This is a genomic window from Phocaeicola faecicola, assembly GCF_013618865.1.
GTDB classification, from domain to species: domain Bacteria; phylum Bacteroidota; class Bacteroidia; order Bacteroidales; family Bacteroidaceae; genus Phocaeicola; species Phocaeicola faecicola.
Genome location: NZ_JABSOE010000005.1, coordinates 82,605 through 107,992, shown reverse-complemented (window position 1 = coordinate 107,992; position 25,388 = coordinate 82,605). Strand labels below are relative to the sequence as shown.

Sequence of the window (25,388 nt, the reverse complement as noted above, 5' to 3'; positions counted from 1 at the left end):
TAGTTTGATTCCCTAAGATACAAAAAATTAGGGAAACGGGCAAGTTCTGACTTAGTGAAGTTAGGGCTTGCCCGATTTTTTTTGCAGACACAAAAAAGGCCATCTCAAAGTATTTTGAGACAGCCTCTCATAAAACCTGCTGCAGATTATTCCCACTCATGCCTTTCGGCCGCCGATGTCTTTCACTCGCCAGCATGATAGATTTCACACATTTCTTCGGCATACCTCTTTATCTCGTCCCTCAATGACTTGGGGCTCAGGACCTCCAGTTCGGAACCGCAGGACAACAACTCCTGTACAAAGTCGTAGCAAGGTTTCAGGTACAGTTCAAACGTCATGTAATCATCATCCTGATGAATCAGTTTCTGCGAATGATGAAGCGGCAGTGTCTTCATATACATCCCCTGTTCACACCCCACTTTCAGGACAATTCGTTCCTTTTTCACGGGAAGCAGAATAATGCCATAGTAGTCATTGAATAAGGTTTCCGCTTTCGTTCCACTTTCAAAATGGAACTTTATATCAGAAATGCATACCGACTTCATCCGGTCAAAACCATAGATACGGAATTCCCCGGTATCCCGCTTCTTTCCGATCAGATACCACCTGTGCTTGAACAGTTTAATGTAATAAGGCTCAACACATCTTTCCCGGGGTTCATCCCAGAATGCCTGATACACCATGCGAATACACAGACCTTTCTCCATCGCCTCGGTGATCAGTTCAATAAACTCCTCTCCCCCCGATGTCGTTTCAAGCATGATGCGGTCACGAAGCCGGCTTCTTCTGCTGATGATATTGGAAGCTGCTACCGACTGAAGCAACCACCGGTACATGGTATTTTGCATGATAAAACCCGTATCTTCGATTCCGTATTCCTTAGTGACGGCATTATAGGATATTTCCGTTCCAAACAGTTCTTCAGCCTTCCTTTTATAGTTTCCGAAGGTATTTCTGTGAATTTCCACTTCCTCATTTATATGCTTCGACCATTCCCTGATAATGGTTTCCTGTGTAGCAGGACCTTTTCTGAGCAGAAAGGATACCATCCATATTGCAAATTCAACTTTCATGGCTTTATTGATTTATGACAAAAATAATATAATACTGCACAGGATTCTTGTGCATGCAGCAGATAATTTTGCAGTGTGATTAATTAACAGACAGTTATGGAAAGAGGAAACATACTCCGGAGTTCAGAAGCACAGACAGAGCCCGTCCGTGAATGCGGCAAAAAGCTGACCAAGGATAAGAACTATTTTGGGAACAAATCGGCACAACGGGATTGGGGGATTGAAAATTACGACTGTAACAAATAGGTAATAAAAGAATAAGCACATGGATACATTTGTATTGAGCCAGCTTGTATCACTGATAATTATAACAGGCGCTTCCATATACCTCTATATACAGAGGAAAGCATTGGGCCGAAAAATAGTATGCGCACTGTACCTGCTGATTCTCGGGGGAATCGTATGCGTCGGCATTGAAAACTATCCGAAATACTGGATAAGGTATCACCTTACCATGAACATAAAAGAACAGTTCGTTACGGAACAGGAGATTGAACCGGAGGCATACCTGAAAGATTTTCATGAGATCTGTGACATCGTTGAATCAAAGTACGCATTGGCTGCACAGAAAGGGATATCCCTCAAAGCCTTACGGGAGAAATACTCCGCTATGGTAAATCAAGCCAAGGACAACAGCGGATATTTCATCGCTCTCCAACGATATTTCGCTGAGTTGAAGAATGCACATACATCGTTGATATACAACAGTTATTATGCACTGGCCAAAGCCGAATGGAGGTGTGACTCTTTGTATGTCACCGGCAACCTGACGAAACTGCCCTTCAAATCCGGAGACAGAATCATCTCCATAGACGGGACAGATGCATTGTCATGGAGAGACAGTATGAAGAATTACGTGATTGCCTCTATCGAGAAGGCAAGGAACATACATACTGCCAATTATGTATTTTCAAGCCATATCGATACGGTCAGAACCTTACGCCTCAGCAGGAATGATTCTGTGTTCCAGGTAAAGGTAAGTTTAAGCAGGGACGGCAAGCAGCAGATTCTCAACCATAATAAATCCATCCGTAAGGCTGAGAAAAAAGAAATCCAGGAGACTGCCGAAAAGAAGAAGAAAGAATACCTTGCCGTCTTGACCTTGTCAGGTTTTACAGAGGAAGAGACTGAAGAATTCATTTTCAAATACAAGAAGGTGAAGGATTACCCATACCTCATCCTGGACTTGAGAAACAACCCTGGTGGACTTGTAAGAAACATGAGCAAGATTGCAGCCCTTCTGATCAAACGTCCTTATCAAGACGAGGAAATGATAGAGCCCTCCGAAGAGTCCTTTAAAGGTAAACTGTATGTAATGATAGGTCCATATACATTTTCTGCCGCCGAGCATCTGGCAAGCATACTCAAAGAGTCGGAAAGTGCGATTCTTGTAGGTGAGGAAACGGGAGACGACTTCGGAACGACTCCCTTAAAGTTCCGTACGTCACAGGGCACTTATTTCAGTATTGGATACGGTGCTCCCCAAAAGACTTTCAAGGGTGAGCCCCGCGAAGGAAAGGGCATTGAGCCTCATTTCCGGATTACTGAAAATGCAGATATTACAAACGGGATCAATATCCTGAAAACCACATTCGGGCAATTAATGAATGACGTGATAGAGAGTAAAAAAGACATGATAGAGAGTAAGAAAGATTCCCTCAAGGGGTAAGAAAGATTCCCTCAAAGGGAATGAACGGTTGGAGTAATTCCAACCGTTATTTTATCAGAATGGCACCATCACTTTGAACAATAGTAGAATATATTTACTTTTTATCTACCTTTGCGGTATGAACGAAGTGAAACTACATATCTATTCTGCCGACACCGATACGGTGCTGGCCCTCCCTTATGCAGATGAAGGAATACATGCAGGATTTCTTTCACCGGCCCAGGATTATATGTCCGAGTCCATCGACCTGAACCGGGAATTGATTCATAACAAGGAAACTACCTTCTATGCGAAAGTAGAGGGAAATTCAATGATCGATGCCGGAATCTATGACGGGGATTATGTGGTCATCGACAAGTCACTGGAAGCGAATGACGGCGATTACATTGCAGCCTATGTAGACGGTGAGTTTACCTTAAAGCAGTTTAAGCGTGATCCTCAGCATCATTGTGCCTGGCTGATACCTCACAATCCGGAATACACCCCTATCCAGGTGACTGAGGCAAATCATTTCATGGTGTGGGGAGTAGTGACCAATATCATCCGCAGATTAAAGAAATAACCGTAATATGGAACTTTTTGGCCTGGTAGACTGCAACAACTTCTATTGCTCCTGTGAGCGCGTCTTCCATCCGGACCTTAACGGGAAGCCGGTGGTGGTTCTCTCCAATAACGACGGATGTGTCATCGCCCGCTCCAATGAGGCGAAAGCACTGGGCATTAAGATGGGAACTCCTTTCTATCAGGTCAAAGACATGCTGGAGAAAAACCAGGTGGCTGTTTTTTCTTCCAACTACAATCTCTATGGAGATATGAGCAAGCGCGTCATGTCGCTCCTCTCACGGTATACTCCCCGACTGACCCAGTACAGCATCGACGAGGCCTTTCTCGACTTGTCGGGAATGGACAATCTTCAGGAATATTGCAGGGGCATGGTCCGGAAAATAAGCAAGGGAACCGGCATACCTGTCTCTCTGGGAATCGCTCCGACAAAGACATTGGCAAAGATGGCCAGTAAGTTTGCCAAACGATACAAGGGATACGAAGGGGTCTGTCTGATGGATACGGATGAAAAGCGGGAGAAGGCACTGACGCTTTTTGATGTGGGAGATATCTGGGGAATAGGGCACCGGAACGGCAAAAAGCTGGCATATCATGGAATCAAGACGGCCTGGGACTTAACACAGAAGTCTTCCTCTTGGGTCCGGAGAGAGTTGAGTGTCACCGGACTGAGAACCTGGAAAGAACTTCAGGGGGAAAGTTGTATTTCCATCGAAGAACTGCCGCATAAGAAATCAATCTGTACCAGCCGCAGTTTCCCGGGAATGGGACTGGACAGGTTACAGGATGTTGAAGAGGCAGTGGCCAACTTCGCCGCATCCTGTTCACGCAAACTCCGGGAAGAGCGTATTGCCTGTAAAAATATGACCGTTTTTGTTTACACAAGCAGGTTCGGGACCAATGCTCCGGGAGATTATATCTCTGCAAACCTTATTTTTCCTGTGGCTACCAACAATACTCAGGAACTTGTCGCACATGCCGTTCAGGCCCTCAGAAGTTATTGGAAAGGTGACGGAAAGTTTTATTATAAGAAGGCCGGGGTCTTAGTATGGGATATATACCGGACGAATGAAGTCCAAAGAAATCTGTTCGATGTAGTGGATAGAGAAAGACAGAGGAAGCTCATGCAGGCCATTGACGAAATAAACAAGAAGAACGGGCACAATACGATTCGTATTTCCACACAGGGGTATTCAAAGGCCTGGCATCTGAAAAATGAATATCTCTCCCACCAGTATACCACCAATCTGGACGATGTGATTGTGCTGAAAGTATAGGGCATGATAAAAATCTTCCAGCTATCACCACACGGGGTACTGGAACTTACCGTTTTTCGGGGATCCGCATTTACATTTACACAAAATATTTTATAGCGCCTAATTTCAGACTAATATACCCAAACTATTCACCACATAGTTCTGTAAATCATACAGAAAAGCACAATAAACCCACTACACCCAACATTACCCCATTACCAGTCTCTACAAAAAACTTTCTGGTAAAACGCACTTTTTTTCACGACACACTTGCACAATTCAAAAAAAACACATACCTTTGCACCCGTAATCGAAAAACAACCATATAACGGTTATTAAAAAGGATGGTTCCGTAGCTCAGCTGGATAGAGCAACAGCCTTCTAAGCTGTGGGTCCCGCGTTCGAATCGCGGCGGAATCACGATAAAGAGCTAAAAGAAATCTTTTAGCTCTTTATTTTTTTATCTTCTGCCCACCGTGAAATTGAAATCAACAGAAATCAAGAATCAACGTAAAAACGGATCAACGTAAAAACCTGAGGGATTCTCATATTACGCATAAATTTTCGACAGTCTAAACAGAAAGAAGGAATCAACACACAAATCTGAAGGTTTCCTTGTCCATGCATGCACATTAGCCAAAGGTCCACGTAAAAATTCACCGGAAACCCAGTTCTTCCCTTTTCAGACAAATCACTATTTCCATACACCTTCCCATTACATCCCCAAAAGCAATATTACTATCCCCGTACAAAAGAAACGGGAATTTTTCTTTATTCCCAGTTCAAAATTATTATCAGAGCAATCAATTAATGTAAAAAATATATAAATTTGTCACAGAACATCCAATTACAGATTGCCATGTGCAGTGTGGAAGCAAGTAAAACACAGTAACGAAAGGAATCGGTACAAAAAACAGAATACATTAATGCCCTTAATACAATAACACACAATTATGACAAATACCATGAACGTGATACATCAGAGACGGTAAAATGCCCGCACAGGCACACAGAACATCTTTATAAAGGATGATGTATATTTTATTGTCAGCCCGAAGACAAGCATGCCTACATCGCCAGAGGTGTTCAAGCGGCTTATTCCGTGCATAGACAATACAAGATTCTGAGACGTGGAACAGCCAACGGAATGATTCTGCATCCTTGTGCCATACAGGCACACACCCGTTTCCTCAGTCTAAAAGCCGGATATGAACAGTAAAGTATTTTCAACTATTTCATAAAGAAATATATCAACAAGCTATCCGATTCAGAAAGGTCGACCACATTAAAGTTGCCACCAGTCAGAAGACTACCGCACCTGTCACGTTTGAAAAGAATAGACTATAAACAATTTAAATGTAAATGAATATGAGAAAGAAACTATTTTTCTGCATCACCTTAATGATGCTTTTGTGTTATTTACCTATGTCCGCATTTTCTGCATCGTCTGCATTCCAGCAACGCGGCGCCCAGGTGGTTTCACCCGACCCTTCCCTGACCGTCAAGGTACTGAAAGCCTATCGCTCAGGAGAATATGTAATAGTCGATATGCTATTCTGCAATGTTTCCAGCAAAGATTTCAAAGTAAATATTGCTCTCCAGCGTAACGAGGTTTCGGTATATGATGAACTGGGAAATCAATATACCAAAGGCATTTATGGCAAATTTACAAAAGATGGAAGTCTGAGCGAATTGCCAAGAACCCTATTGCCATCCGAAGTTCCCGTACGTTTCAGCCTCTATATCAAAGACGTAGAAGAAGGAGTAACGTTTCTCCCTAAAATAATATTTGAATGCCGGACAGGGTACTCACCTGCAAAATTAAGCATCAAGAATGTGAGGATTTCAGAGCAATAAATATACTATATTTATCCGACAGGGCTCTGCCCCAAATATTGTGTAAAAGAAAGACACTGTCCACCATATTGTGTAAATGAAAACAGGATTCAGCTATAAGAAAAGACTTATAACTGAATCCTGTTTTCAGAAATACGGATAAATTACCGGATATAATTTTCCAAACGCTTATCCATTCCTCCGAACAAATTATAGTAAAAATCCCACAGCACCGTTGATTCATTAGTTAACGACGCGGATTATTAAAACCATGCCGCGAAGCCAACAGATTCCGCAGCGGATGATTCTTCCTTTTCTGTAATTCCTTCTTTTATTTATTCACGGTTGCAGTTATCCACCACCTTCATTGAAACAATTCATTTCCCGGCCAGTTCTCCTCCATCCACCGGCATCCTCTCTTTTTCATTCAGGCATGCCTGCCGAGAAGCGGTTTTTTCTGCCTCGCAAAATAATCCTCCATCACTTCCATCACCTTCAAGGCCGTCCGTCCCAATGAAGAACGGTCGAAAAGGATGTAGCAAAAGACCAGCTTCAAATCCAGGCCCTCGATGCCACCTGCCCAGTGACACAACTGCAGAGAAGTCGTAGAAGCACTCCCGAAACCCAGATGCTCCTTGAAGCGCTTTTTCAGATTACGCTCCACCTTTCCTACATAAAGCACATTGGAACCGTTGCATACCTTCGGGACATAAGAGACTGCCCTTTCCTGCGACTTCAAACCGGCAGCAGAAGCCTTTTCAATATCGTTCTTGTACTGCAGGACCGCATCATACACTTTTTCAACCACCCCACTTGCCGGTGAGTCAACCTCAAACCAATATACCGCAGCCGACCTCTTATTCTTTTCTGCCTCCAGTTCCGACAAGAAACTATTACATACCGGCTCCGACAGGCAACTGCAGTCTATTTTTACCCTCATGACCTTGGTTTCCTGCTGCCGCATCCGCGAGATCTCATCGCTCAATACCGAAAAGAACCCCTCGACTTCATTGTTAGCATTCCGATTTTCCATTCCAGCCCCGTTTAATATATTATAGGATGATACCGTCTATTATTACCCGCAAATATACAGAATATTCTTCTTACCCTTCAGGCTTTCCTTCCTTATTTATCACGTATCACATAGTTGTAATTATTACAAATTAACAACCTACCTAATATTAGGTATTGCATCATTTCTCATTATTGCGTATCTTTGCACCAGTTTAAGTGAAACACAATCAAACAAATTTATTTACTATGGCAATTAATTTCAAAGAAGGTCGTTGGAACCATGAAATCAACGTTACCGATTTCGTAAAGACGAACATCACCCCTTACGAAGGCGACGCCTCCTTTCTGGCAGGTCCGACCGAACGTACGAAAGCAGTATGGAACAAATGTTTGGAAGCCCTGGCTGAAGAACGTGCAAACAACGGAGTACGCTCATTAGATCCTTCTACCGTATCGACTATCACTTCATTTGCTCCCGGATACATCGATAAAGAAAACGAAGTTATTGTAGGTTTGCAGACCGACGAAGTACTTCGCCGTGCCATCAAGCCTTTCGGAGGTATCAAAGTGGTGGAAAAAGCATGCCGTGAAAATGGTGTTGAAGTTGACCCTAAGGTAAAAGATATTTTTACGCATTACCGCAAGACGCACAATGACGGCGTTTTCGATGCTTATACTGAAGAAATCCGTTCTTTCCGTTCACTGGGATTCCTGACCGGTCTGCCGGACAACTATGCACGTGGACGTATCATCGGTGACTACCGTCGTCTGGCACTGTACGGTATCGACCGTCTGATTGAGGCTAAGCAGGACGACCTGCGTCACCTTACCGGACCGATGACAGATGCCCGTATCCGCCTGCGCGAGGAAGTGGCAGAGCAGATCAAGGCGCTGAAGGAAATCAAGGTAATGGGCGAACAGTACGGACTGGACCTGAGCCGCCCGGCACACAACGCACAGGAAGCTGTACAGTGGGTATACATGGCTTACCTGGCTGCCGTAAAGGAACAGGACGGTGCTGCCATGTCACTGGGTAATGTATCTTCATTCCTGGATATTTACATTGAATACGATCTGGCAAACGGAATTCTGGACGAAATCCATGCACAGGAGCTGATCGACCAGTTTGTCATCAAGTTGCGTATGGTACGCCACCTGCGTATGCAGGCATATACCGATATCTTTGCCGGCGACCCGACCTGGGTAACCGAGGCTATCGGAGGACGCTTCAACGACGGACGTACTAAGGTAACGAAGACTTCATTCCGATTCCTGCAGACATTGTACAACCTGGGTCCTTCTCCAGAGCCGAACCTGACTGTACTGTGGAGCCCTGAGTTGCCGGAAGGATTCAAGAACTTCTGTGCACAGGTATCTATCGATACTTCTTCTATCCAGTACGAGAACGACGAGCTGATGCGTGAGGTCCGCAACTCGGACGACTACGGTATCGCCTGCTGTGTATCTTACCAGGATATCGGCCGTCACATCCAGTTCTTCGGTGCGCGCTGTAACCTTGCCAAGGCACTGCTGCTGGCTATCAACGGCGGACGCTGCGAGAATACCGGTACGCTGATGGTGAAAGACATCCCTGTATTGAGCGGAGATGTACTGAACTTCGAAGAGGTACTGGCCAACTACAAGAAGGTGCTGAAGGAAATGGCACGTGTATATAACGAAGCGATGAACATCATCCACTATATGCACGACAAGTATTACTACGAAAAGGCTCAGATGGCATTCGTAGATACAGACCCGGCTATCAACCTGGCTTACGGTGTGGCAGGTATGTCAATCGCTGTCGACTCTCTGTCGGCTATCAAGTATGCCAAGGTAACAGCTAAGCGTAATGAAATCGGACTGACTGAAGGTTTCGATATCCAGGGCGAGTTCCCTTGCTTCGGTAACGACGATGACCGCGTAGACCACTTGGCTGTCGACCTGATTTACTACTTCGACGAAGAGCTGAAGAAACTGCCTGTATACAAGAACGCGAAACCGACCCTGTCTATCCTGACCATTACTTCAAACGTGATGTACGGAAAGAAGACCGGTGCTACACCTGACGGACGTGCCAAGGGAGTTGCATTCGCTCCGGGTGCCAACCCAATGCACGGAAGAGACAAGAACGGTGCAGTGGCTTCATTGAGTTCTGTAGCCAAATTGCGTTACCGTGACTCACAGGACGGTATCAGTAATACATTCTCTATCGTTCCGAAGTCACTGGGAGTAGATATGGAAAACCGTATCGAGAACCTGGTAACCATGATGGACGGATATTTCGTGAAAGGCGCTCATCACCTGAACGTGAACGTACTGAACCGTGAGATGCTGGAAGACGCTATGGAGCATCCTGAAAAGTATCCGCAGCTGACTATCCGTGTATCCGGTTACGCTGTAAACTTCATCAAGTTGAGCCGTGAGCATCAGCTGGAAGTTATTTCACGTAGTTTCCACGAACGCATGTAATGCGGACGCACGTAATTGATTAATGAAATAATTATTGATCCGATTGTCATTCAGGAGGTCTGAAAAACGGAAGGCAGGGTTCATGCACTTGGTTATCAGATTCCCTGGATGACAATCCTTTTTATACGCATTCACTATGATACGAGTCCATTCTTATGAATCACTGGGCACTTACGACGGACCGGGTATCCGCCTGGTTGTCTTTCTGCAGGGCTGCAATTTCCGTTGCCTGTACTGCGCCAACCCCGATACCATCGATGCCAAAGGAGAGAGCAAGGAGACAGCACCGGAAGAGATTCTCCGGATGGCCATCAGCCAGAAGCCTTTTTTCGGCAAGAAAGGAGGAATCACGTTCAGTGGCGGAGAGCCGACCTTTCAGGCCAGGCAACTGATTCCGCTGCTGAAGATGCTGAAAGAGGCGGGTATCCATATCTGCATTGATACCAACGGAGGCATCTGGAACAAAGACGTAGAAGAAATGCTGGGACTGGCGGATCTGGTATTGCTGGATGTCAAGGAATTCAATAACCAGCGACACCAGACACTGACCTCACGCAGCAACGAGCAAACACTGAAGACGGCTGCATGGCTGGAAGAGCATGGCAAGCCGTTCTGGCTCCGCTACGTGCTGGTACAGGGATACAGTTATTTCGAGGAAGACATGGAGGCACTGGGAGAGCACTTCAAAGACTATCAGTGCATTGAAAGGGTAGAAATTCTTCCTTATCATACACTGGGAGTCCATAAGTATGAGGCCATGAACATGGAATACCAGTTGAAGGACGTGCAGCCCAATACTCCGGAGCAACTGGAGGCTGCAAAAATAATTTTCAAAAAATATTTCAAGACAGTGTACGTTAATTGATTATCAATCAACGTATTGAAAGAAAAGATTAAAATAATCTGATTTTTTTCACAAAAAAATTTCAAATGGGATGCAGTATTTTGAAGGGTCTGTCATTTAATAGATGAAACCTCGGGAAAAGAACTTCTTCCCAAAGGAAGCAAGCGGTTTACCGGTTGATTTCCGAAGTGCGGAAGGAGATGTATCCCTAAAAAGAAAACAACAGAAACACTCACTTCAATTAACTATAAATTCTCATAAAGGACATAACTTTATAAGAGAGAAAAAACTTGCCTTATGTGAATAACGCAAGTTTTTTTATTTTAAATCTTCCTGTCCGGCAACCGCACGGAACAGAAAGATTTCTCAACCCAATGTATTAATACAGAATCACAGTGACTTCTCGGGGACCGTGGGCTCCCATCACCAGTGCCTGCTCGATATCGGCCGTTTTTGAAGGACCGGAAACAAAGACTCCGAATCCGTACTCGCCCGTATCAATCAGCGGATATGCCTCGTGCATATTGTTCACCAGGCAAGTCTTGTCCAGCAGGATAATCAGTGCCTCGGCAATAAAATAGATGCCACGCTCTTCCATCTCCTGCTCCAGCCAGACGGCTCCATTCTCGCAGACTCCTACCTTGCCGCTGACAATTCCCAGATCCGTTCCGTCCAGTTCGGCAGAGGCAGCCACCTCATCCGGATGAAACGTATAACAATTCAGCTGCTGCGATTCGTTTCCTCTTTTCAGCACACGTACCGATGAAGCAATCCGACGGGCCTCGGGATAGAGTTTCCGGATGACCTCGTTCACATCTTCTCCTTCGTGCAAAAGCACCGCCTTGCCTCCTACCCGCTCCATCACGCTGCAGAACTGGCCGATTTTATCCTCGTATTTCACCGCCTTCTGTACCAACGAAGAAAGATCGGGCTTCTCATACCTCTTCTGCGTATTCCGGCGGATATTCTGTAAGATATCTTCTCTACTGCTCATAGTTATTTCACCTTATTTTTCTTCCACAATTCATTAAAACTTTCTTTGGCAAAGACTGGCATGTCATGCTCTTTTCCCCAGTCGTTCAAACCGTTGTAAATCATCCAGTGAGGTATTTTGTTGACCAGAGAAGCATTCTTCAGGGCCCAGTCGAACAGTCCCGGACGCTCCATCAGGAACTTCATGCCTTCCGACATCACATGCTTCGGCGTACTGGCCACTCCCAGACGCTGCAGCTGCTGACGCCAGCAATAAATCTGGTCGGCCAGGTCTACCTTCGCCGGACAGACATTCTGACACGAATGACAGAGCGAACAGGCCGATACATTATCATAATAATGCAACGGCGCCTTCAGCATACCCAGGTTGATACCGATCGGTCCCGGAATGAAATAGGTATACGAATATCCTCCCGAACGGCGGTACACCGGACAGGTGTTCATGCAGGCACCGCACCGCAGGCAGTTCAAGGTCTTTACGTGTTCCTTGTCGGCCAGAATCTGGCTGCGTCCGTTGTCAACGATAATGATATGCAGTTCTCCCCCCTTTCTCGGCTTGCGATAATGAGAAGTGTAAGTTGTAATCGGCTGTCCCGTACCCGAACGTGCCAGCAAACGGGTGAACACTCCCAGTGCCTCCCGGTCGGGAACGATCTTTTCCATACCGAAAGCCGTAATCTGCAGTTTCGGCTGTGAGGTTCCCATATCGGCATTCCCCTCATTCGTGCAGACCACACACTCTCCGGTGGAAGCTACGGCAAAGTTGGCCCCGGTCATGGCAGCCTCCGCCTCAATGAACTTATGGCGCAGGTTCTTGCGTGCCGCATGAGTCAGGTAAGTCTGGTCATTGTTGCCGGGCTCCGTACCCATCTCTTTGACGAACAGTTCTCCAATCTCTTCCTTCCGGATATGAATGGCCGGAAGTACGATGTGACTCGGACGCTTGTGCATGAGCTGCAGGATGCGTTCTCCCAGGTCGCTTTCCACAACCTCTATTCCTTTGTCTTCCAGGTATTCATTCAGGCCGCACTCCTCGGCAAGCATCGACTTGCTCTTGATGAAATGTTTTACATGATGCGACTCCAGGATATGATGGACGATGGAACAATATTCATCGGCATCCTTCGCCCAGTAGACATGGGCACCGTTGGCCTGTGCGTTTTTCTCAAACTCCTGCAGCAACGTATCGAGGTGACTGTTGCTGTACATCTTGATGGCCTCAGCCATGTTGCGCAAGTCCTCCCACTCCGGAAGTTCCTTGCTTATCTTGTCTCTCTTGGCACGCACCATCCAGAGGGTTTCATCGTGCCATGCAGCCAGTTCTTTATGCTGAAGAAACCGGCCGGCTGCCTTAGAATGTTTGGTACTCATAGTCCTGCTGCTAAAATTTCTACAATGTGAATGGTTTTGATGGGCAGATGATCACGGGAGATAATGCCGTTCTGGTGCATCAGGCACGAACTGTCGGCTCCAACGATGTATTCAGCACCCGTATCGATGTGCCGCTGTACTTTGTCACGGCCCATGCGTCCGGAAACCTCATGTTCTTCTACCGCAAACATACCTCCGAATCCACAGCATTCATCGGGACGCTCCGGTTCAACGATTTCAATATCCTTCACCAGGGATAACAGGTCTCGCAGCTTGTTGTAATAAGGAATGTTCATTTCGGAAGGGGAAGACAAATGAAGGAGACGGACTCCGTGGCAGCTGTTCTGGATGCTGACCTTATGCGGGAAAGAAGCCTTCAGCTCGGTAGGGCGTATCTGGTCGTGGATGAACTCACAGATATCGTAGATACGTCCTTCACTGGCACATCGATGTGTCTCTCCGGCAAGCAGCTTGCCATAATGGTCTCTGACAAAGGCCACACAACTGGCGGAAGGTCCCACGATATAGTCGTAGTCTTTGAACAGTTCATCAAAATGTTTAGCCAACTCTACCGACTCGTGTTCAAATCCTGCATTCGCCATAGGCTGGCCACAGCAGGTCTGATTCAACGGATAGTCTACCTCCACCCCCAAACTTTTAAGCAATTTGTAAGATGCCACACCCACCTGGGGGAAAACGGAGTTAATGTAACAAGGTATAAATAATCCTACTTTCATACGTCTTTTTGTTTTTGCACAGCAAAAGTAGAACTTATTATTTATCCAGATAAAAATGGGCGTTAAATATAATTAATACCTGTAAAAACTGCGTGCACCCCGCGAATCACTTCGCAGGGTGCACCCAACTAATAACTAACTTTTTAATTTGTGGTTTTACGTAATTTCATATGACTAACACTGCAAAGGTAAGGAGTTGCCGCCATGTGTGCAATACCCATTTTTAGGTATTTATTTCATACAACTCCCTCGTCTTACAGATTCATTTTCACTTCACTCAATTCGACCAGTTTGTTTACAATCGCATAGATGGTAAGACCTGCGGCCGAATGGATCTGCAGTTTGCGGGTGATGTTGCGGCGGTGCGTAATGACCGTATGCACGGAGATATACAGTTTTTCTGCAATCTCCTTGTTGGTCATTCCACGAACCACACAGCCCACAATCTCCTTTTCTCTCTGACTCAAGGTATTCGGATCACTCTCTTCATTGTCGGCATAGTTCATCAGCGTGGCAAGTTTGTTTTCCAGGACACAGGCATCGTCATACAGACTGATACGTTCATCGTATCCCTTCAGCTGATTGGCATCCACAAACGAACACAGCAAGGCAATGTATTTCACCTCCGCATCCGCATACCGGGCCTTGAACCCCTCGAGGTCGAACCAGCCCTCAAACTGAGGATTGATAATCAGGATATCCGGAGTATGGGCCTCCATACAATGCGAAAGTCCTTCCTTCGAGGTAATCTCCACTGTCTGAACACTCAAATCAGGCAAGCGCTTCAACACCGTAACCAGTCCGCTTCTGACAATGACGGAGGTTTCGGCAACAGCTATAAAAATAGTTTCCTGAGGTTTCATTTCAACTTCTCTTCCAGTTCCATTACCGCAGGAACAAACAGATAATCTTCTACCCTGTTATGCGATGCCAGATCTTCTTCACAACTGAAAACATCAAACAAGACCGCATTCAGTAACTGATTGTTGCCTGTAGCCGGATAATACTTAATAATAATGTTCTTCAACTCTGTCAGTTTGGCGTTTACCTGATCATGACGGCGGGCAAACACACCGATGCTGAAACCCGAGGGATGTTCTCCGTTCAGCAGGGCAGACACGTAGGTAAAGACCTTTACGTTCTCGTATTCCATGTGCTTGCGCACCTCGTTCACATAATCATCGAAAAAGCGGACCACCAGAGGGGTGACCTCGTTCTGCGCCGAGCAGTCGAGCGCCTCCAGCAATTTCCGGCGGAGCGTAGGCAACTGGAAATCAAGGAAAAAGGAATGCGACTGCTGCAGGTAGTTCATCAGGGCAGAGACCGAAATCTCCTTTACATGATCCTGCATGCGGTTCCCGCCCTCGGTCAGGAAATTGACCACTGTCAGGAAGGTATTGCAGTCTACCTGATTCATCTCACAGACTTCCTTTACCGAACGGTCACCGAAGCCCAAGGGAACTCCGAAACGGCTCAGTACTTGCAACAGCGCGTAGTTCTCACAAATCAGATCACTCATCTTGTCCGTTGCCCGATATATCTTAGTGCCACACATATTCAGTTGTATATTCATATTTTAAATTCTTTTGCAAAGAAACACGATTCATACCAAATGCACAATCCCCAAATCTTGGTATTCTTACTGCGCCGGACGGACCGAAAGCACCAGCACCCGCCGGGTAGCGGCCGTCACACAGAAACGCTGGTCGCAACGCTCGTTGACCAGCCACACAATCTCCTCTCCCATGCACACCACACACTGCTCCTGCTTTTCGAACAAGGAGAACTTACCGTCGCGCAGGTAGTCCCTTACCTTTTTATATCCCTTCATCCCATAAGGAATGAAACGGTCGCCCGACTGCCATTTGCGGAGTGTCAGCGTACCGGTCACCTTATCCGCATCCAGGAAAGCCTTCGTGCGGTCGGAGAAATCAGCCTTCAGTTCCTCCCGGTCCACTGCCTCAACCACAAGCGACAAAGCAGTTTCCGGTTTCTCCCTGAACTCCAGAACCAGGGAATCACGGTTCCGCAGCAACACGTATTCCGGAGAATAGAACAACTGGCCCGACATGCCTTTCACCTGAAGGTTCCGGTAAATGTTATCCAGTTGCGACGCGTTAAATCCCAAAGGAGCATACAGTTCAAAAAGAATCGCCCTGGGAGCAGTCTCTCCCAGCAATGCCGGAATACTGACCTCCCTTTCGGAGACACTCACCCGACGGCAAGCCTCCTGTATAGCTTTCCGGTACACCTCCTCCACATCCACCAGGCGGGAGGCCGTTTCAAAAATCGCATCCGAGACGGAAGGATTGATTTCTCCCAGCAAAGGCAACACCTTCAACCTGATCTTATTACGGGTAAAGTCGGTTTCGAGATTCGTACTGTCGGTCACATAATCCTGTCCGATGGCCTGCAGGTACGAAAGGATTTCGGCACGGGAGACTTCCAGCATCGGGCGCACGATTCTACCGTTGACCGGCGTAATGCCCCGCAGTCCCCGGATACCGGTTCCGCGTATCAGATTCAGCAGGAAAGTCTCCACGCTGTCATCCTTATGATGGGCCACGGCTATGACCGAAGCCCCGGTCTGCTGCCGCACCTGCTCGAACCAGGCATAACGCAACTCACGTGCCGCCATCTCAATGGAACAGCTGTGCTGTACCGCATAGGCTGCAGTATCAAAGTGCACCACCTCCAGCGGCACGGTAAGCCGCTCGCACAAGGCACGTACAAACCCTTCGTCCCGGTCCGATTCCGCCCCCCGGAGATGAAAGTTACAGTGAGCTGCCACACAGTCGTATCCCTCATGCAGCAGCACGCGCAGCAGAGCAACTGAATCCGCTCCCCCGCTCAAGGCGACAAGTACCCGATCGTGACGATTCAGCAGATGCTTGTCAGAAATACATTGATTGACCTTTTGTATAAGCATATTACAAATGTACAAAAACCGCTTCAAAGAGATTAAAAAAGGAAATCGCACCGGCTTTATTTAAAAACATTCTAAATAGTTTGCGTAAACAAAGCCAATCATATATCTTTGCCGCAAAATAGAATGAAGTATGAGACTGTCAGAACTTAGCACCGGAGAAAAAGGTGTAATCATTAAAGTCATGGGGCACGGAGGATTCCGCCGGCGCATCGTCGAAATGGGATTCGTCAAAGGAAAAACCGTAGAAGTGATACTGAACGCCCCACTTAAAGATCCTATCAAATATAAAATCATGGGATACGAGATATCCCTCCGCCGGCAAGAGGCTTCCATGATTGAAGTTGTCAGCCAGGAAGAAGCACGGACACTGATGAAGGACGAGTGTTTCCACAATCCGATTACCGAAAACGTACCGGTACCGGAGGAGGAGATGGTCAAGATTGCCCAGGGCAAGCGGCGTACCATCAATGTGGCACTGGTGGGTAACCCCAACTGCGGAAAGACTTCGCTGTTCAACATCGCATCGGGTGCACATGAGCATGTAGGCAACTACAGCGGGGTGACGGTAGACGCCAAAGAGGGTTTCTTCGAATTCCAGGGATACCAGTTCCGCCTGGTCGACCTTCCCGGAACGTATTCATTGTCGGCTTACAGTCCTGAAGAACTCTATGTGAGAAAGCACATCATTGAGGAAACTCCGGACGTAATCATCAACGTAATCGATGCGGGAAATCTGGAGCGCAACCTCTACCTGACCACGCAGCTGATTGACATGAATGTCCGGATGGTCATCGCACTGAATATGTATGACATGCTGGAGCATAGCGGGAATGTCCTGGATTACAAGAAACTGGGAGAATTGCTGGGAGTCCCCATTGTACCGACCATCAGCCGCAACGGAAAGGGTATCGATACGCTCTTCCACGTAATCATCGGACTCTATGAAGGGGCCGACTTCATGGGACAGAAAAAGGAAATCCAGAATGAGGTAATGAGGGCGTACCGCGAATGGCATGATTCGTATGTACCCGACCACAAATACGGCAGCCACGCCGAAGAGGAACACGTGACGCAGGGAAAGAGCTTTATCCGGCACATCCATATCAATCACGGTCCGGAACTGGAACGGAGCATTGATGCCATCAAGAAGGAAATCGGAAAGACAGAAAGCATCCGTCATAAGTATTCTACCCGTTTCCTTGCCATAAAACTTCTGGAGAACGACAAGGAAATCGAACAGAATGTCATTACGCTCCTGCCCAACTGTGCGGAGATCCTGGCCGTAAAGGAAAAGGAAATCGCCCGGTTGAAGCTTTCCATCAACGAAGACAGCGAACAGGCGATTGCCGATGCCAAATACGGTTTCATTACCGGTGCGCTGAAGGAAACGTATGTGGAAAAGAACCAGCATACCGAAATGTTTACCCGGATTGTGGACAGCATCGTCACACACCGCGTATGGGGATTCCCGATATTCTTCATCTTCCTTTACCTGATGTTTGAATGTACTTTCACTTTCGGAGCCTATCCGCAGGCATGGATTGAATGGCTGGTAGCCGGACTGGGAAGTATCGTAGAAACGCAGATGCCGGCAGGACCACTGAAGGATTTGATTGTAGACGGTATCATCGGAGGAGTAGGCGGAGTGATTGTGTTCCTGCCGAACATCCTGCTGCTCTATCTTTTCATCTCTTTCATGGAAGACTCCGGATACATGGCACGTGCGGCCTTCATCATGGATAAGATCATGCACAAAATGGGGCTGCACGGCAAGTCGTTCATTCCGCTCATCATGGGCTTCGGATGTAACGTACCGGCCATCATGGCTTCCCGCATCATCGAAAGCCGGAAATCACGGCTGGTGACGATGCTGATTACTCCGTTCATCTCGTGCAGTGCCCGTCTGCCCATCTATCTGGTCATGATCGGAGCGCTTTTCCCGCACAATGCCAGTCTGGTACTGTTCAGCATATATACCATCGGTATCCTGCTGGCTGTCCTGATGGCCCGTGTACTGAGCCTGTTCATCGTGAAAGGCGATGACACCCCGTTTGTAATGGAGCTTCCTCCCTATCGTATGCCTACGGCCAAATCGGTCTTCCGTCATACCTGGGAGAAAGGAGCACAGTACCTGAAGAAAATGGGAGGAATCATCATGATTGCTTCTATCATTATCTGGTTCCTGGGCTATTACCCAAATCATTCAGCATACGATACTCCGGCCGAGCAACAGGAGAATTCGTACATCGGACAGATCGGAAAGGCCATTGAACCGGCTATCGAACCGCTGGGATTCAACTGGAAAATGGGAATCGGAATCCTGTCGGGCGTGGGAGCGAAAGAACTTGTGGTAAGTACGCTGGGAGTGCTGTACACCAATGAATCGGATGTCGACAACGTGGATCTCTCCAACCGTATTCCTATTACGCCGCTGGTGGCCTTCGGATACATGCTGTTCATCCTGATTTATTTTCCGTGTATCGCTACCATTGCGGCCATCAAACAAGAATCCGGCAGCTGGAAGTGGGCAGCCTTCGCAGCCTTCTACACCACCGCACTGGCCTGGATCATCTCGTTTGCGGTCTACCAGATCGGAAGTTTATTCACTTAAAAAAACAATGTCATGAATCTGCAAAATCTCGTTGTATATATCATTGTGTTTCTCTGCATGGCTTATGCAGGGAAACATATTTATCATTTTTTCACCGGCTTGAAAAAGGGTTCAAAGAGTTGTGAATGTGGATGTTCCGGGTGTAAACTCGCCCAAAGCAAAGGGTGTGGCATAAAAAAAGTCGCAAAAAAAGAGGCGTAAATATTGCCATTTAAAAAAATTAGTTATACCTTTGCAGCGCAATTGAGAAGAACAATTGCCACCAAGATTGGTTCCTTGGATGAGTGGCTTAGTCAGCGGTCTGCAAAACCGTGTACGGCGGTTCGAATCCGCCAGGAACCTCGAACATTACAGCAAAAGTTCATCGGACAAACCGGTTCCTTGGATGAGTGGCTTAGTCAGCGGTCTGCAAAACCGTGTACGGCGGTTCGAATCCGCCAGGAACCTCGAACCGAACAGATGCACTCTTAGCTCAGTTGGTAGAGCAACTGACTCTTAATCAGTGGGTCCAGGGTTCGAATCCCTGAGGGTGTACAACAAATCCTTACTCGCAATGAGGTTGAAAATTCAATATTTTCAACCTCATTTTCTTTTTATACGGTATATTCTTTCCCCTTAAAATCATCATTTTTAGGTATTTCACCAATAAATTTTATCCCGTTACTTTGCAACATCATCAAAAACCAATTAACATGAAAAGAACGGGTATATTTTATGGATCCACTACAGGCACGACAGAGGCTGTAGCGCGACTGATTGCAGAAAAAATGGGAGTCGAAAAAGCAGATATACATGATGTAAGCAGAATCAATGCCGAAACGGTCGGAAAGTACGAAGTGCTGATTCTGGGTACTTCTACCTGGGGAGACGGAGAACTGCAGGACGACTGGTATGACGGAGTAGAAGTGCTCAAGGGTACGGACCTGACCGGAAAATACATCGCACTGTTCGGCTGTGGGGATTCGGAATCATATTCCGACACTTTCTGCGACGGCATGGGACTGATTTTCGAGAGTCTGAAAGACTCCGGAGCCGAGTTTATCGGAAGCGTATCCAGCGATGAATATACCTTCTCGGCATCGGCCGCCGAAGCGGATGGCAGATTTGTTGGCCTTGCCATTGACGATGTAAACGAAAGCCACCTGACAGCCGGACGCATCAGCCGCTGGACCGAAATGCTGAAAGCCGCCATTTCCTGAATCCCTTTTAATCAAACACAATAACTTTATATGAGAACTCCTGACATCAATCCAATAGAACTGAAAGTTTTTCTGAATCACATTTATGAGCTGAAAAAGGGCGTACGCCAAATGGTGTTGTATACCACCAACCGCAAATACGAGGATTTTGCCGTCAGACGGCTGGAAAGCCAGCGCATCCATTACGTCATCCAGTCGGTAGACAGCCAGCGCATCAACCTCTTTTTCGGAAGGACGGAATGTATCGAAGCCATCCGGACCATGGTGACCCGACCGCTCAATTTGCTGACTCCGGAAGAAGATTTCATACTGGGTGCCATGTTAGGATACGATATCTGTGCGCAATGCAAAAGATATTGCAGCAGGAAAGCGAAAAAACTGGAACAAAAACAGAAAAAATCGTGATTTCTCCTTGGGAGAGTTATTTCATTTTGCATAAAAAATCCGGTATATGAAGAAAAGCCTTCATATGCCGGTATCTTTTTCAGCCGGATGCAATATCTCCCGCTTACAGTCATCAGTTGCCGTTCAGAACCCTGCCCGTGCCGGAGGCCTGCAGACGATATTCATTGGGGGTACAGCCGACACGCTTCTTAAAGAGACGGCAAAAATGCTGCGGATACTGAAATCCCAGCGTATATGCTATCTGGGTAACGGTCTTGTCGGTCTCTGTGACGAGTTCTTTCGCGGCACAAATCATCTTTTCCTGAATATACTCCTGAGGACTCCTTCCGGTTTCCCGCTTAAACATATCTCCGAAATAATTGGACGAAAGACAGAGCTGGTCGGCGAAATACTTCACCGTAGGCAGACCGTCACGCTCGGCCATTCCTCCCTCAAAATAACGGTCAATCAGTTGGTCGAACTTTCCCTGCACGCTGTTGCCGGCCTTGATGCGGGTAAAAAACTGACGTTCGTAAAAACGCATGCAATAATTCAGCAGCAATTCGAGCTGGTTGACGATAAGTTTCTTGCTGAACTTGTCATTTCCATGACGGAGTTCCATTTCGAGCATCCGCATGCAGCCCATAACAATCTCCCTCTCCTCTTCCGAAAGATGCAGGGCCTCATTGACCTCATACGAGAAAAAGGTATAACGCTGAATGGTCCGGCCCAGCGTAGTATCCTGCAGCAGGTCCGGATGAAACAACACCCCTATCGCATTCAGCTGCACACGCCCATCCTTCGGAGTAATCTCCGTAGACTGCCCGGGAGCGAAACAGACAATCGTTCCCTCCTGATAATCGTAATTCGTGCGTCCGTACTTGATGTCACACTGCTTTTCCATTTTCAGATAAAGCGCATAAATGCCATAATGCCAATGCGTATAGTCGACAAACTTTGTCGCACGGTTCAAGTCGGCCATTTTCCATTTTCAGATAAAGCGCATAAATGCCATAATGCCAATGCGTATAGTCGACAAACTTTGTCGCACGGTTCAAGTCGGCCACACAGATCTGCGGATGCAGTGTCTCCAGTCCGTACAACTGATTATACTGTGCCACGCTGTCCAGATTAATTTGCTTATCCATTCTCCTTGCTTGTTGATTCACCTGCAAATATAAGGCAAAGTTGGATACAGGCTTCTTTCTTTACTTTTTTTAAAGTCAGATTGTACCCTTCTGCACCTCTTCGGGAGAAATCCGTAATTCAGGTTATTTTTCTGCCGAAAAATCTGTAATTTGTATACCCGTTTCCATTCAAAAACCTGATAATTTTGTTTCGTACAAAATCTGTATAACCAGAGAACCAGACTAACCTGATTCAAACGAATTTAAACGAGTAAACCAATGAAGATGAAAAAGAAACTTGCCACATTATGTCTGAGTGTCCTGACTGCATGGGCAGCAGACACCGTTTTTGCCGAAACTTATAATACCTTTACAAACGATATGGAAAAAGAACTGAACCTTACTGACCAATGGGATAAAGTATTTCCCAAAAGTCCCAAAGTAACGCATGCGAAAATCACTTTTCACAACCGATACGGCATCACACTGGCCGCTGATTTGTATATTCCTCTAAATGCCGAAGGAAAATTGCCGGCCGTTGCTGTAAGCGGTCCCTTCGGAGCGGTAAAAGAACAGTCTTCCGGTCTGTATGCCCAGACACTGGCCGAGAACGGCTTCCTGACCATCGCCTTCGACCCTTCGTTTACGGGAGAAAGTGGTGGAGAACCCCGCTACGTGGCCTCACCCGACGTCAATACGGAGGATTTCTGTGCGGCTGTAGACTACCTGACTTCCCGCGATGACGTAGACAAGGAGCGCATCGGTATCCTGGGCATCTGCGGATGGGGAGGCATGGCACTGAACGCGGCTGCCATAGACACCCGCATCAAGGCTACCGTTACATCGACCATGTACGACATGAGCCGGGTAAATGCCAAAGGGTATTTCGACTCCATGGATGAAGAAGGGCGTTACAACCTGCGCAAGGAACTGAATGCCCAGCGTACGGAGGACTACAAGCAGCACAGTTATGCGCTTGCCGGAGGAGTGCCTGATGTATTGCCGGCCGATGCTCCACAGTTCCTGAAAGATTATTATGATTATTACAAGACGCCAAGAGGATATCATGCACGTTCGCTCAATTCCAACAAAGGATAGAACAAGACTTCTGCGCTTTCTTTCATCAATATGCCTATCCTGGCATACAGCAGCGAAATACGAAGTGCCGTACTCATGATTCACGGCGAGAATGCCCATTCGCGGTACTTCAGCGAGGATGCGTTCAAGCAGCTGAAAGGAGACAACAAAGAATTGCTGATTATCCCGGAGGCCAACCACACGGATTTATATGATAATCTGGACAAAATACCTTTTACGAAAATCATTCAGTTTTTTCATGACAACCTGAAATAAAACCGTTTCAATATGCAGAAAATCAAACAGACAGCCGGACGTGACGCACTGGGTTCCTTCGCCCCAGCGTTTGCACACCTGAATGACGATGTGCTGTTCGGAGAGGTATGGAGCAGAAATGATCTGCTGTCGTTACGCGACCGTTCACTGGTCACAGTAGTGGCCCTGATGGCTCAGGGACTGACCGATTCTTCCTTTAAATACCACCTGGAAAGTGCCCGGAAAAACGGCATCACACAGACTGAAATAGCAGAGATACTGACTCATGCGGCATTCTATGCCGGATGGCCCAAGGCATGGGCGGCTTTTCGTATGGCCAAAGAGGTATGGACGGAAACCGACGGCCAGGAGGCTCCTGCAGAAGGCAAGGAGGCGCATGCCCGTTCCATGATTTTCCCGATAGGAAATCCGAATAAGAACTATGCCCGGTATTTCATCGGAAACAGTTACCTGGCTCCTGTCGTACGGGAAGGGATTCCGGTCTTCAACGTGACTTTCGAACCGGGATGCCGCAACAACTGGCACATACACCACGCCGATAAGGGCGGAGGACAGACCCTGATCTGTGTAGGCGGAAGGGGTTTCTATCAGGAATGGGGAAAAGAGGCCGTAGGACTCCTCCCGGGAGACAGTATCTATATACCGGCAGGCGTCAAGCACTGGCACGGTGCCGCTCCCGACAGTTGGTTCTCCCACCTGGCCATGGAAGTTCCCGGAGAAAACTGCAGCAATGAATGGCTGGAACCGGTGGATGATCAAGAGTATTTTTCATCCGTTCAACATAAGTGTAACACCGAAAAATAAACGATTATGAAGAAAAAAGTACTGATTATATCAAGCACTCCGCGCAAGCACGGCAATTCAGAAGCCTTGTGTGACTCTTTTCTGAAAGGAGCTCAGGAGGCCGGACACGAAGTCACTAAAATCGCTTTGCGCGATTATAAGATTAATTATTGCATCGGATGCGAACAGTGCAGCCTGCATCACAAGCCCTGCCCACAGAAGGACGATGCGGCAGCAATCATCGAGCAGATGGTCAATGCCGATGTGATTGTCATGGCTACCCCCGTTTACTTTTATGCGATGAGTGCCCAAATGAAGACCTTGATCGACCGGTGCTGCGGCAGATATACCGAGATGTCTGACAAGGCATTTTATTTCCTTGCCACAGCGGCGGAAGAAGACCCGGCAATCATGGAACGCATTGTGACTAATTTCAAGGGATTCCTCGACTGTCTGGACGGACCGGAGATAAAAGGCAGTGTCTTCTGTGGAGGTGTATGGCACACCGGAGAAATAGCCGAACGGCCCGAACTGGAGCAGGCCTATCAAATGGGATTAAGCATCAATTAAGAAATCATCATTCATACATCAGCACCATGGAACTTGAAGATTTTCTGAAGCACGTCAGTGAGAAGAAGTTATTGAATACTCCCGATATCTATTCGTTCATGGACCAATCCAGCGAGGAAGCGAGACGCATTACGTTCGAACTGAACGGAAGTTATCATACGATGGAGGAAACGCGGAGCCTGCTCTCCCGGTTGTTCGGAAAGAAGGTGGATCCCGGATTGAGGGTATTCCCTCCTTTCTATACCGATTTCGGAAAGAACATCACTTTGGGAAAGAACGTGTTTATCAATGCCTGCTGCCATTTTCAGGATCAGGGAGGCATCACCATCGGAGACGACTGCCTGATCGGGCATAATGTAGTGTTTGCGACGTTAAATCACGGCATCGCTCCCGAAGAGCGGTTCTCCATGAAACCGGCTCCCATCACCCTTGGGAAAAATGTCTGGGTGGGTTCCAACTCAACCATCCTGCAAGGAGTGACCATCGGCGACAATGCCATCATTGCGGCAGGCTCGGTGGTAAACCGGGATATTCCGGCCAATACCATTGCCGGAGGGGTACCGGCCAAACCGATACGGAGCATTTATCCGGATAAATAACCGGTCAGAT

General features: G+C 47.1%; 22 protein-coding genes, 4 tRNA genes and 2 pseudogenes. 18 read left to right on the top strand and 10 right to left on the bottom strand.

Annotated elements, in window-relative coordinates; translation table 11 throughout:
* Positions 1 to 182: 182 nt before the first annotated feature.
* Complete coding sequence (locus H3001_RS02800; protein ID WP_178244835.1) at positions 183 to 1,073, bottom strand: helix-turn-helix transcriptional regulator; 891 nt, start codon at positions 1,071 to 1,073, stop codon at positions 183 to 185.
* Between the two features lie 265 nt (positions 1,074 to 1,338).
* Here H3001_RS02800 and H3001_RS02795 point away from each other — a divergent pair, with 265 nt between their 5' ends.
* From H3001_RS02795 to H3001_RS02775, 5 genes are all read left to right on the top strand, one after another.
* Positions 1,339 to 2,742, top strand: a complete 1,404-nt coding sequence (locus H3001_RS02795) for a S41 family peptidase (RefSeq protein WP_181214019.1) — start codon at positions 1,339 to 1,341, stop codon at positions 2,740 to 2,742.
* Between the two features lie 118 nt (positions 2,743 to 2,860).
* Complete coding sequence (locus H3001_RS02790; RefSeq protein WP_178244839.1) at positions 2,861 to 3,304, top strand: LexA family protein; 444 nt, start codon at positions 2,861 to 2,863, stop codon at positions 3,302 to 3,304.
* A 7-nt stretch (positions 3,305 to 3,311) separates the two neighbouring features.
* Complete coding sequence (locus H3001_RS02785; RefSeq protein WP_181214018.1) at positions 3,312 to 4,580, top strand: Y-family DNA polymerase; 1,269 nt, start codon at positions 3,312 to 3,314, stop codon at positions 4,578 to 4,580.
* 325 nt (positions 4,581 to 4,905) lie between these two features.
* A tRNA-Arg gene (locus tag H3001_RS02780) sits at positions 4,906 to 4,979 on the top strand.
* 948 nt (positions 4,980 to 5,927) lie between these two features.
* A complete protein-coding gene (locus H3001_RS02775) occupies positions 5,928 to 6,416 on the top strand; it encodes a hypothetical protein (RefSeq protein WP_178244844.1) in 489 nt (162 codons plus the stop codon).
* 406 nt (positions 6,417 to 6,822) lie between these two features.
* On the opposite strand, the gene H3001_RS02770 is transcribed toward H3001_RS02775, so the two are convergent.
* Complete coding sequence (locus H3001_RS02770; RefSeq protein ID WP_181214017.1) at positions 6,823 to 7,428, bottom strand: hypothetical protein; 606 nt, start codon at positions 7,426 to 7,428, stop codon at positions 6,823 to 6,825.
* 227 nt (positions 7,429 to 7,655) lie between these two features.
* Between H3001_RS02770 and pflB the strand changes: the two genes are divergently transcribed.
* Positions 7,656 to 9,878: a formate C-acetyltransferase gene (gene pflB / locus H3001_RS02765; protein ID WP_178244848.1), complete on the top strand. Its 2,223-nt coding sequence runs from the start codon at positions 7,656 to 7,658 to the stop codon at positions 9,876 to 9,878.
* A 136-nt stretch (positions 9,879 to 10,014) separates the two neighbouring features.
* On the top strand, positions 10,015 to 10,743 hold the full coding sequence (gene pflA / locus H3001_RS02760; RefSeq protein WP_178244850.1) for a pyruvate formate-lyase-activating protein: 729 nt from the start codon (positions 10,015 to 10,017) through the stop codon (positions 10,741 to 10,743).
* 358 nt (positions 10,744 to 11,101) lie between these two features.
* On the opposite strand, the gene H3001_RS02755 is transcribed toward pflA, so the two are convergent.
* The 6 genes from H3001_RS02755 to tilS all read right to left on the bottom strand — a co-directional run bounded on the left by H3001_RS02755 (position 11,102) and on the right by tilS (position 16,752).
* Complete coding sequence (locus H3001_RS02755) at positions 11,102 to 11,716, bottom strand: LutC/YkgG family protein (RefSeq protein WP_178244852.1); 615 nt, start codon at positions 11,714 to 11,716, stop codon at positions 11,102 to 11,104.
* A gap of 2 nt (positions 11,717 to 11,718) precedes the next feature.
* Positions 11,719 to 13,086 carry a lactate utilization protein B gene (locus tag H3001_RS02750; RefSeq protein WP_178244854.1) on the bottom strand — a complete coding sequence of 456 codons (1,368 nt, stop codon included), beginning with the start codon at positions 13,084 to 13,086 and terminating at the stop codon, positions 11,719 to 11,721.
* Positions 13,083 to 13,823 (bottom strand): (Fe-S)-binding protein, encoded by a 741-nt coding sequence (locus H3001_RS02745; protein WP_178244856.1) that lies wholly within the window; start codon positions 13,821 to 13,823, stop codon positions 13,083 to 13,085. The genes H3001_RS02750 and H3001_RS02745 overlap by 4 nt, the downstream gene beginning before the upstream one ends.
* A 254-nt stretch (positions 13,824 to 14,077) precedes the next feature.
* Entirely contained in the window at positions 14,078 to 14,686 is a 609-nt protein-coding gene (locus tag H3001_RS02740) for a response regulator transcription factor (RefSeq protein ID WP_178244858.1), read from the bottom strand.
* On the bottom strand, positions 14,683 to 15,378 hold the full coding sequence (locus H3001_RS02735) for a hemerythrin domain-containing protein (protein ID WP_394367785.1): 696 nt from the start codon (positions 15,376 to 15,378) through the stop codon (positions 14,683 to 14,685). Before H3001_RS02735 ends, H3001_RS02740 begins: the two co-directional genes overlap by 4 nt.
* A gap of 84 nt (positions 15,379 to 15,462) precedes the next feature.
* Positions 15,463 to 16,752 carry a tRNA lysidine(34) synthetase TilS gene (gene tilS, locus H3001_RS02730; RefSeq protein WP_178244862.1) on the bottom strand — a complete coding sequence of 430 codons (1,290 nt, stop codon included), beginning with the start codon at positions 16,750 to 16,752 and terminating at the stop codon, positions 15,463 to 15,465.
* Between the two features lie 130 nt (positions 16,753 to 16,882).
* Between tilS and feoB the strand changes: the two genes are divergently transcribed.
* The 7 genes from feoB (at position 16,883) to H3001_RS02695 (ending at position 20,967) form a co-directional block, all read left to right on the top strand.
* Entirely contained in the window at positions 16,883 to 19,363 is a 2,481-nt protein-coding gene (gene feoB, locus H3001_RS02725) for a ferrous iron transport protein B (protein WP_178244864.1), read from the top strand.
* 12 nt (positions 19,364 to 19,375) lie between these two features.
* Positions 19,376 to 19,564 carry a FeoB-associated Cys-rich membrane protein gene (locus tag H3001_RS02720; RefSeq protein WP_178244866.1) on the top strand — a complete coding sequence of 63 codons (189 nt, stop codon included), beginning with the start codon at positions 19,376 to 19,378 and terminating at the stop codon, positions 19,562 to 19,564.
* Between the two features lie 69 nt (positions 19,565 to 19,633).
* Positions 19,634 to 19,705: transfer RNA gene (locus tag H3001_RS02715), tRNA-Cys, on the top strand.
* A gap of 33 nt (positions 19,706 to 19,738) precedes the next feature.
* Positions 19,739 to 19,810: transfer RNA gene (locus H3001_RS02710), tRNA-Cys, on the top strand.
* 14 nt (positions 19,811 to 19,824) lie between these two features.
* Positions 19,825 to 19,897: transfer RNA gene (locus H3001_RS02705), tRNA-Lys, on the top strand.
* A gap of 158 nt (positions 19,898 to 20,055) precedes the next feature.
* Positions 20,056 to 20,562: a flavodoxin gene (locus H3001_RS02700; RefSeq protein WP_181214016.1), complete on the top strand. Its 507-nt coding sequence runs from the start codon at positions 20,056 to 20,058 to the stop codon at positions 20,560 to 20,562.
* 30 nt (positions 20,563 to 20,592) lie between these two features.
* Positions 20,593 to 20,967 (top strand): DUF2023 family protein, encoded by a 375-nt coding sequence (locus H3001_RS02695; RefSeq protein WP_178245400.1) that lies wholly within the window; start codon positions 20,593 to 20,595, stop codon positions 20,965 to 20,967.
* A gap of 112 nt (positions 20,968 to 21,079) precedes the next feature.
* Here the strand turns inward: H3001_RS02695 and H3001_RS02690 are convergent, their stop codons facing one another.
* Positions 21,080 to 21,928: a helix-turn-helix domain-containing protein gene (locus H3001_RS02690; protein WP_394367784.1), complete on the bottom strand. Its 849-nt coding sequence runs from the start codon at positions 21,926 to 21,928 to the stop codon at positions 21,080 to 21,082.
* Between the two features lie 60 nt (positions 21,929 to 21,988).
* Positions 21,989 to 22,094, bottom strand: a pseudogene (locus H3001_RS19750) (AraC family transcriptional regulator); the annotation flags it as partial.
* Positions 22,095 to 22,454: 360 nt separating this feature from the next.
* Between H3001_RS19750 and H3001_RS02685 the strand changes: the two are divergent.
* The 4 genes and pseudogenes from H3001_RS02685 to H3001_RS02670 all read left to right on the top strand — a co-directional run bounded on the left by H3001_RS02685 (position 22,455) and on the right by H3001_RS02670 (position 25,378).
* Positions 22,455 to 23,426: pseudogene (locus tag H3001_RS02685) on the top strand (alpha/beta hydrolase).
* Between the two features lie 12 nt (positions 23,427 to 23,438).
* A complete protein-coding gene (locus H3001_RS02680) occupies positions 23,439 to 24,230 on the top strand; it encodes a carboxymuconolactone decarboxylase family protein (protein ID WP_181214015.1) in 792 nt (263 codons plus the stop codon).
* Between the two features lie 6 nt (positions 24,231 to 24,236).
* Positions 24,237 to 24,779 carry a flavodoxin family protein gene (locus H3001_RS02675; protein WP_178245391.1) on the top strand — a complete coding sequence of 181 codons (543 nt, stop codon included), beginning with the start codon at positions 24,237 to 24,239 and terminating at the stop codon, positions 24,777 to 24,779.
* A 26-nt stretch (positions 24,780 to 24,805) separates the two neighbouring features.
* Complete coding sequence (locus H3001_RS02670; protein ID WP_181214014.1) at positions 24,806 to 25,378, top strand: sugar O-acetyltransferase; 573 nt, start codon at positions 24,806 to 24,808, stop codon at positions 25,376 to 25,378.
* The last annotated feature ends 10 nt before the right edge of the window (positions 25,379 to 25,388 follow it).

Excerpts from the sequence above, each read along its gene's own strand:
- H3001_RS02775 (WP_178244844.1), top strand. The coding sequence starts at position 5,928 with ATGAGAAAGAAACTATTTTTCTGCATCACCTTAATGATGCTTTTGTGT.
- pflB (WP_178244848.1), top strand. The coding sequence starts at position 7,656 with ATGGCAATTAATTTCAAAGAAGGTCGTTGGAACCATGAAATCAACGTT.
- H3001_RS02675 (WP_178245391.1), top strand. The coding sequence starts at position 24,237 with ATGAAGAAAAAAGTACTGATTATATCAAGCACTCCGCGCAAGCACGGC.
- H3001_RS02800 (WP_178244835.1), bottom strand. The coding sequence starts at position 1,073 with ATGAAAGTTGAATTTGCAATATGGATGGTATCCTTTCTGCTCAGAAAA.
- H3001_RS02720 (WP_178244866.1), top strand. The coding sequence starts at position 19,376 with ATGAATCTGCAAAATCTCGTTGTATATATCATTGTGTTTCTCTGCATG.
- H3001_RS02785 (WP_181214018.1), top strand. The coding sequence starts at position 3,312 with ATGGAACTTTTTGGCCTGGTAGACTGCAACAACTTCTATTGCTCCTGT.
- H3001_RS02795 (WP_181214019.1), top strand. The coding sequence starts at position 1,339 with ATGGATACATTTGTATTGAGCCAGCTTGTATCACTGATAATTATAACA.
- tilS (WP_178244862.1), bottom strand. The coding sequence starts at position 16,752 with ATGCTTATACAAAAGGTCAATCAATGTATTTCTGACAAGCATCTGCTG.
- H3001_RS02790 (WP_178244839.1), top strand. The coding sequence starts at position 2,861 with ATGAACGAAGTGAAACTACATATCTATTCTGCCGACACCGATACGGTG.
- H3001_RS02690 (WP_394367784.1), bottom strand. The coding sequence starts at position 21,928 with ATGGCCGACTTGAACCGTGCGACAAAGTTTGTCGACTATACGCATTGG.
- H3001_RS02670 (WP_181214014.1), top strand. The coding sequence starts at position 24,806 with ATGGAACTTGAAGATTTTCTGAAGCACGTCAGTGAGAAGAAGTTATTG.
- H3001_RS02745 (WP_178244856.1), bottom strand. The coding sequence starts at position 13,823 with ATGAAAGTAGGATTATTTATACCTTGTTACATTAACTCCGTTTTCCCC.
- pflA (WP_178244850.1), top strand. The coding sequence starts at position 10,015 with ATGATACGAGTCCATTCTTATGAATCACTGGGCACTTACGACGGACCG.
- H3001_RS02740 (WP_178244858.1), bottom strand. The coding sequence starts at position 14,686 with ATGAAACCTCAGGAAACTATTTTTATAGCTGTTGCCGAAACCTCCGTC.
- H3001_RS02770 (WP_181214017.1), bottom strand. The coding sequence starts at position 7,428 with ATGGAAAATCGGAATGCTAACAATGAAGTCGAGGGGTTCTTTTCGGTA.
- H3001_RS02735 (WP_394367785.1), bottom strand. The coding sequence starts at position 15,378 with ATGTGTGGCACTAAGATATATCGGGCAACGGACAAGATGAGTGATCTG.
- H3001_RS02755 (WP_178244852.1), bottom strand. The coding sequence starts at position 11,716 with ATGAGCAGTAGAGAAGATATCTTACAGAATATCCGCCGGAATACGCAG.
- H3001_RS02700 (WP_181214016.1), top strand. The coding sequence starts at position 20,056 with ATGAAAAGAACGGGTATATTTTATGGATCCACTACAGGCACGACAGAG.
- H3001_RS02680 (WP_181214015.1), top strand. The coding sequence starts at position 23,439 with ATGCAGAAAATCAAACAGACAGCCGGACGTGACGCACTGGGTTCCTTC.
- H3001_RS02695 (WP_178245400.1), top strand. The coding sequence starts at position 20,593 with ATGAGAACTCCTGACATCAATCCAATAGAACTGAAAGTTTTTCTGAAT.
- H3001_RS02750 (WP_178244854.1), bottom strand. The coding sequence starts at position 13,086 with ATGAGTACCAAACATTCTAAGGCAGCCGGCCGGTTTCTTCAGCATAAA.
- feoB (WP_178244864.1), top strand. The coding sequence starts at position 16,883 with ATGAGACTGTCAGAACTTAGCACCGGAGAAAAAGGTGTAATCATTAAA.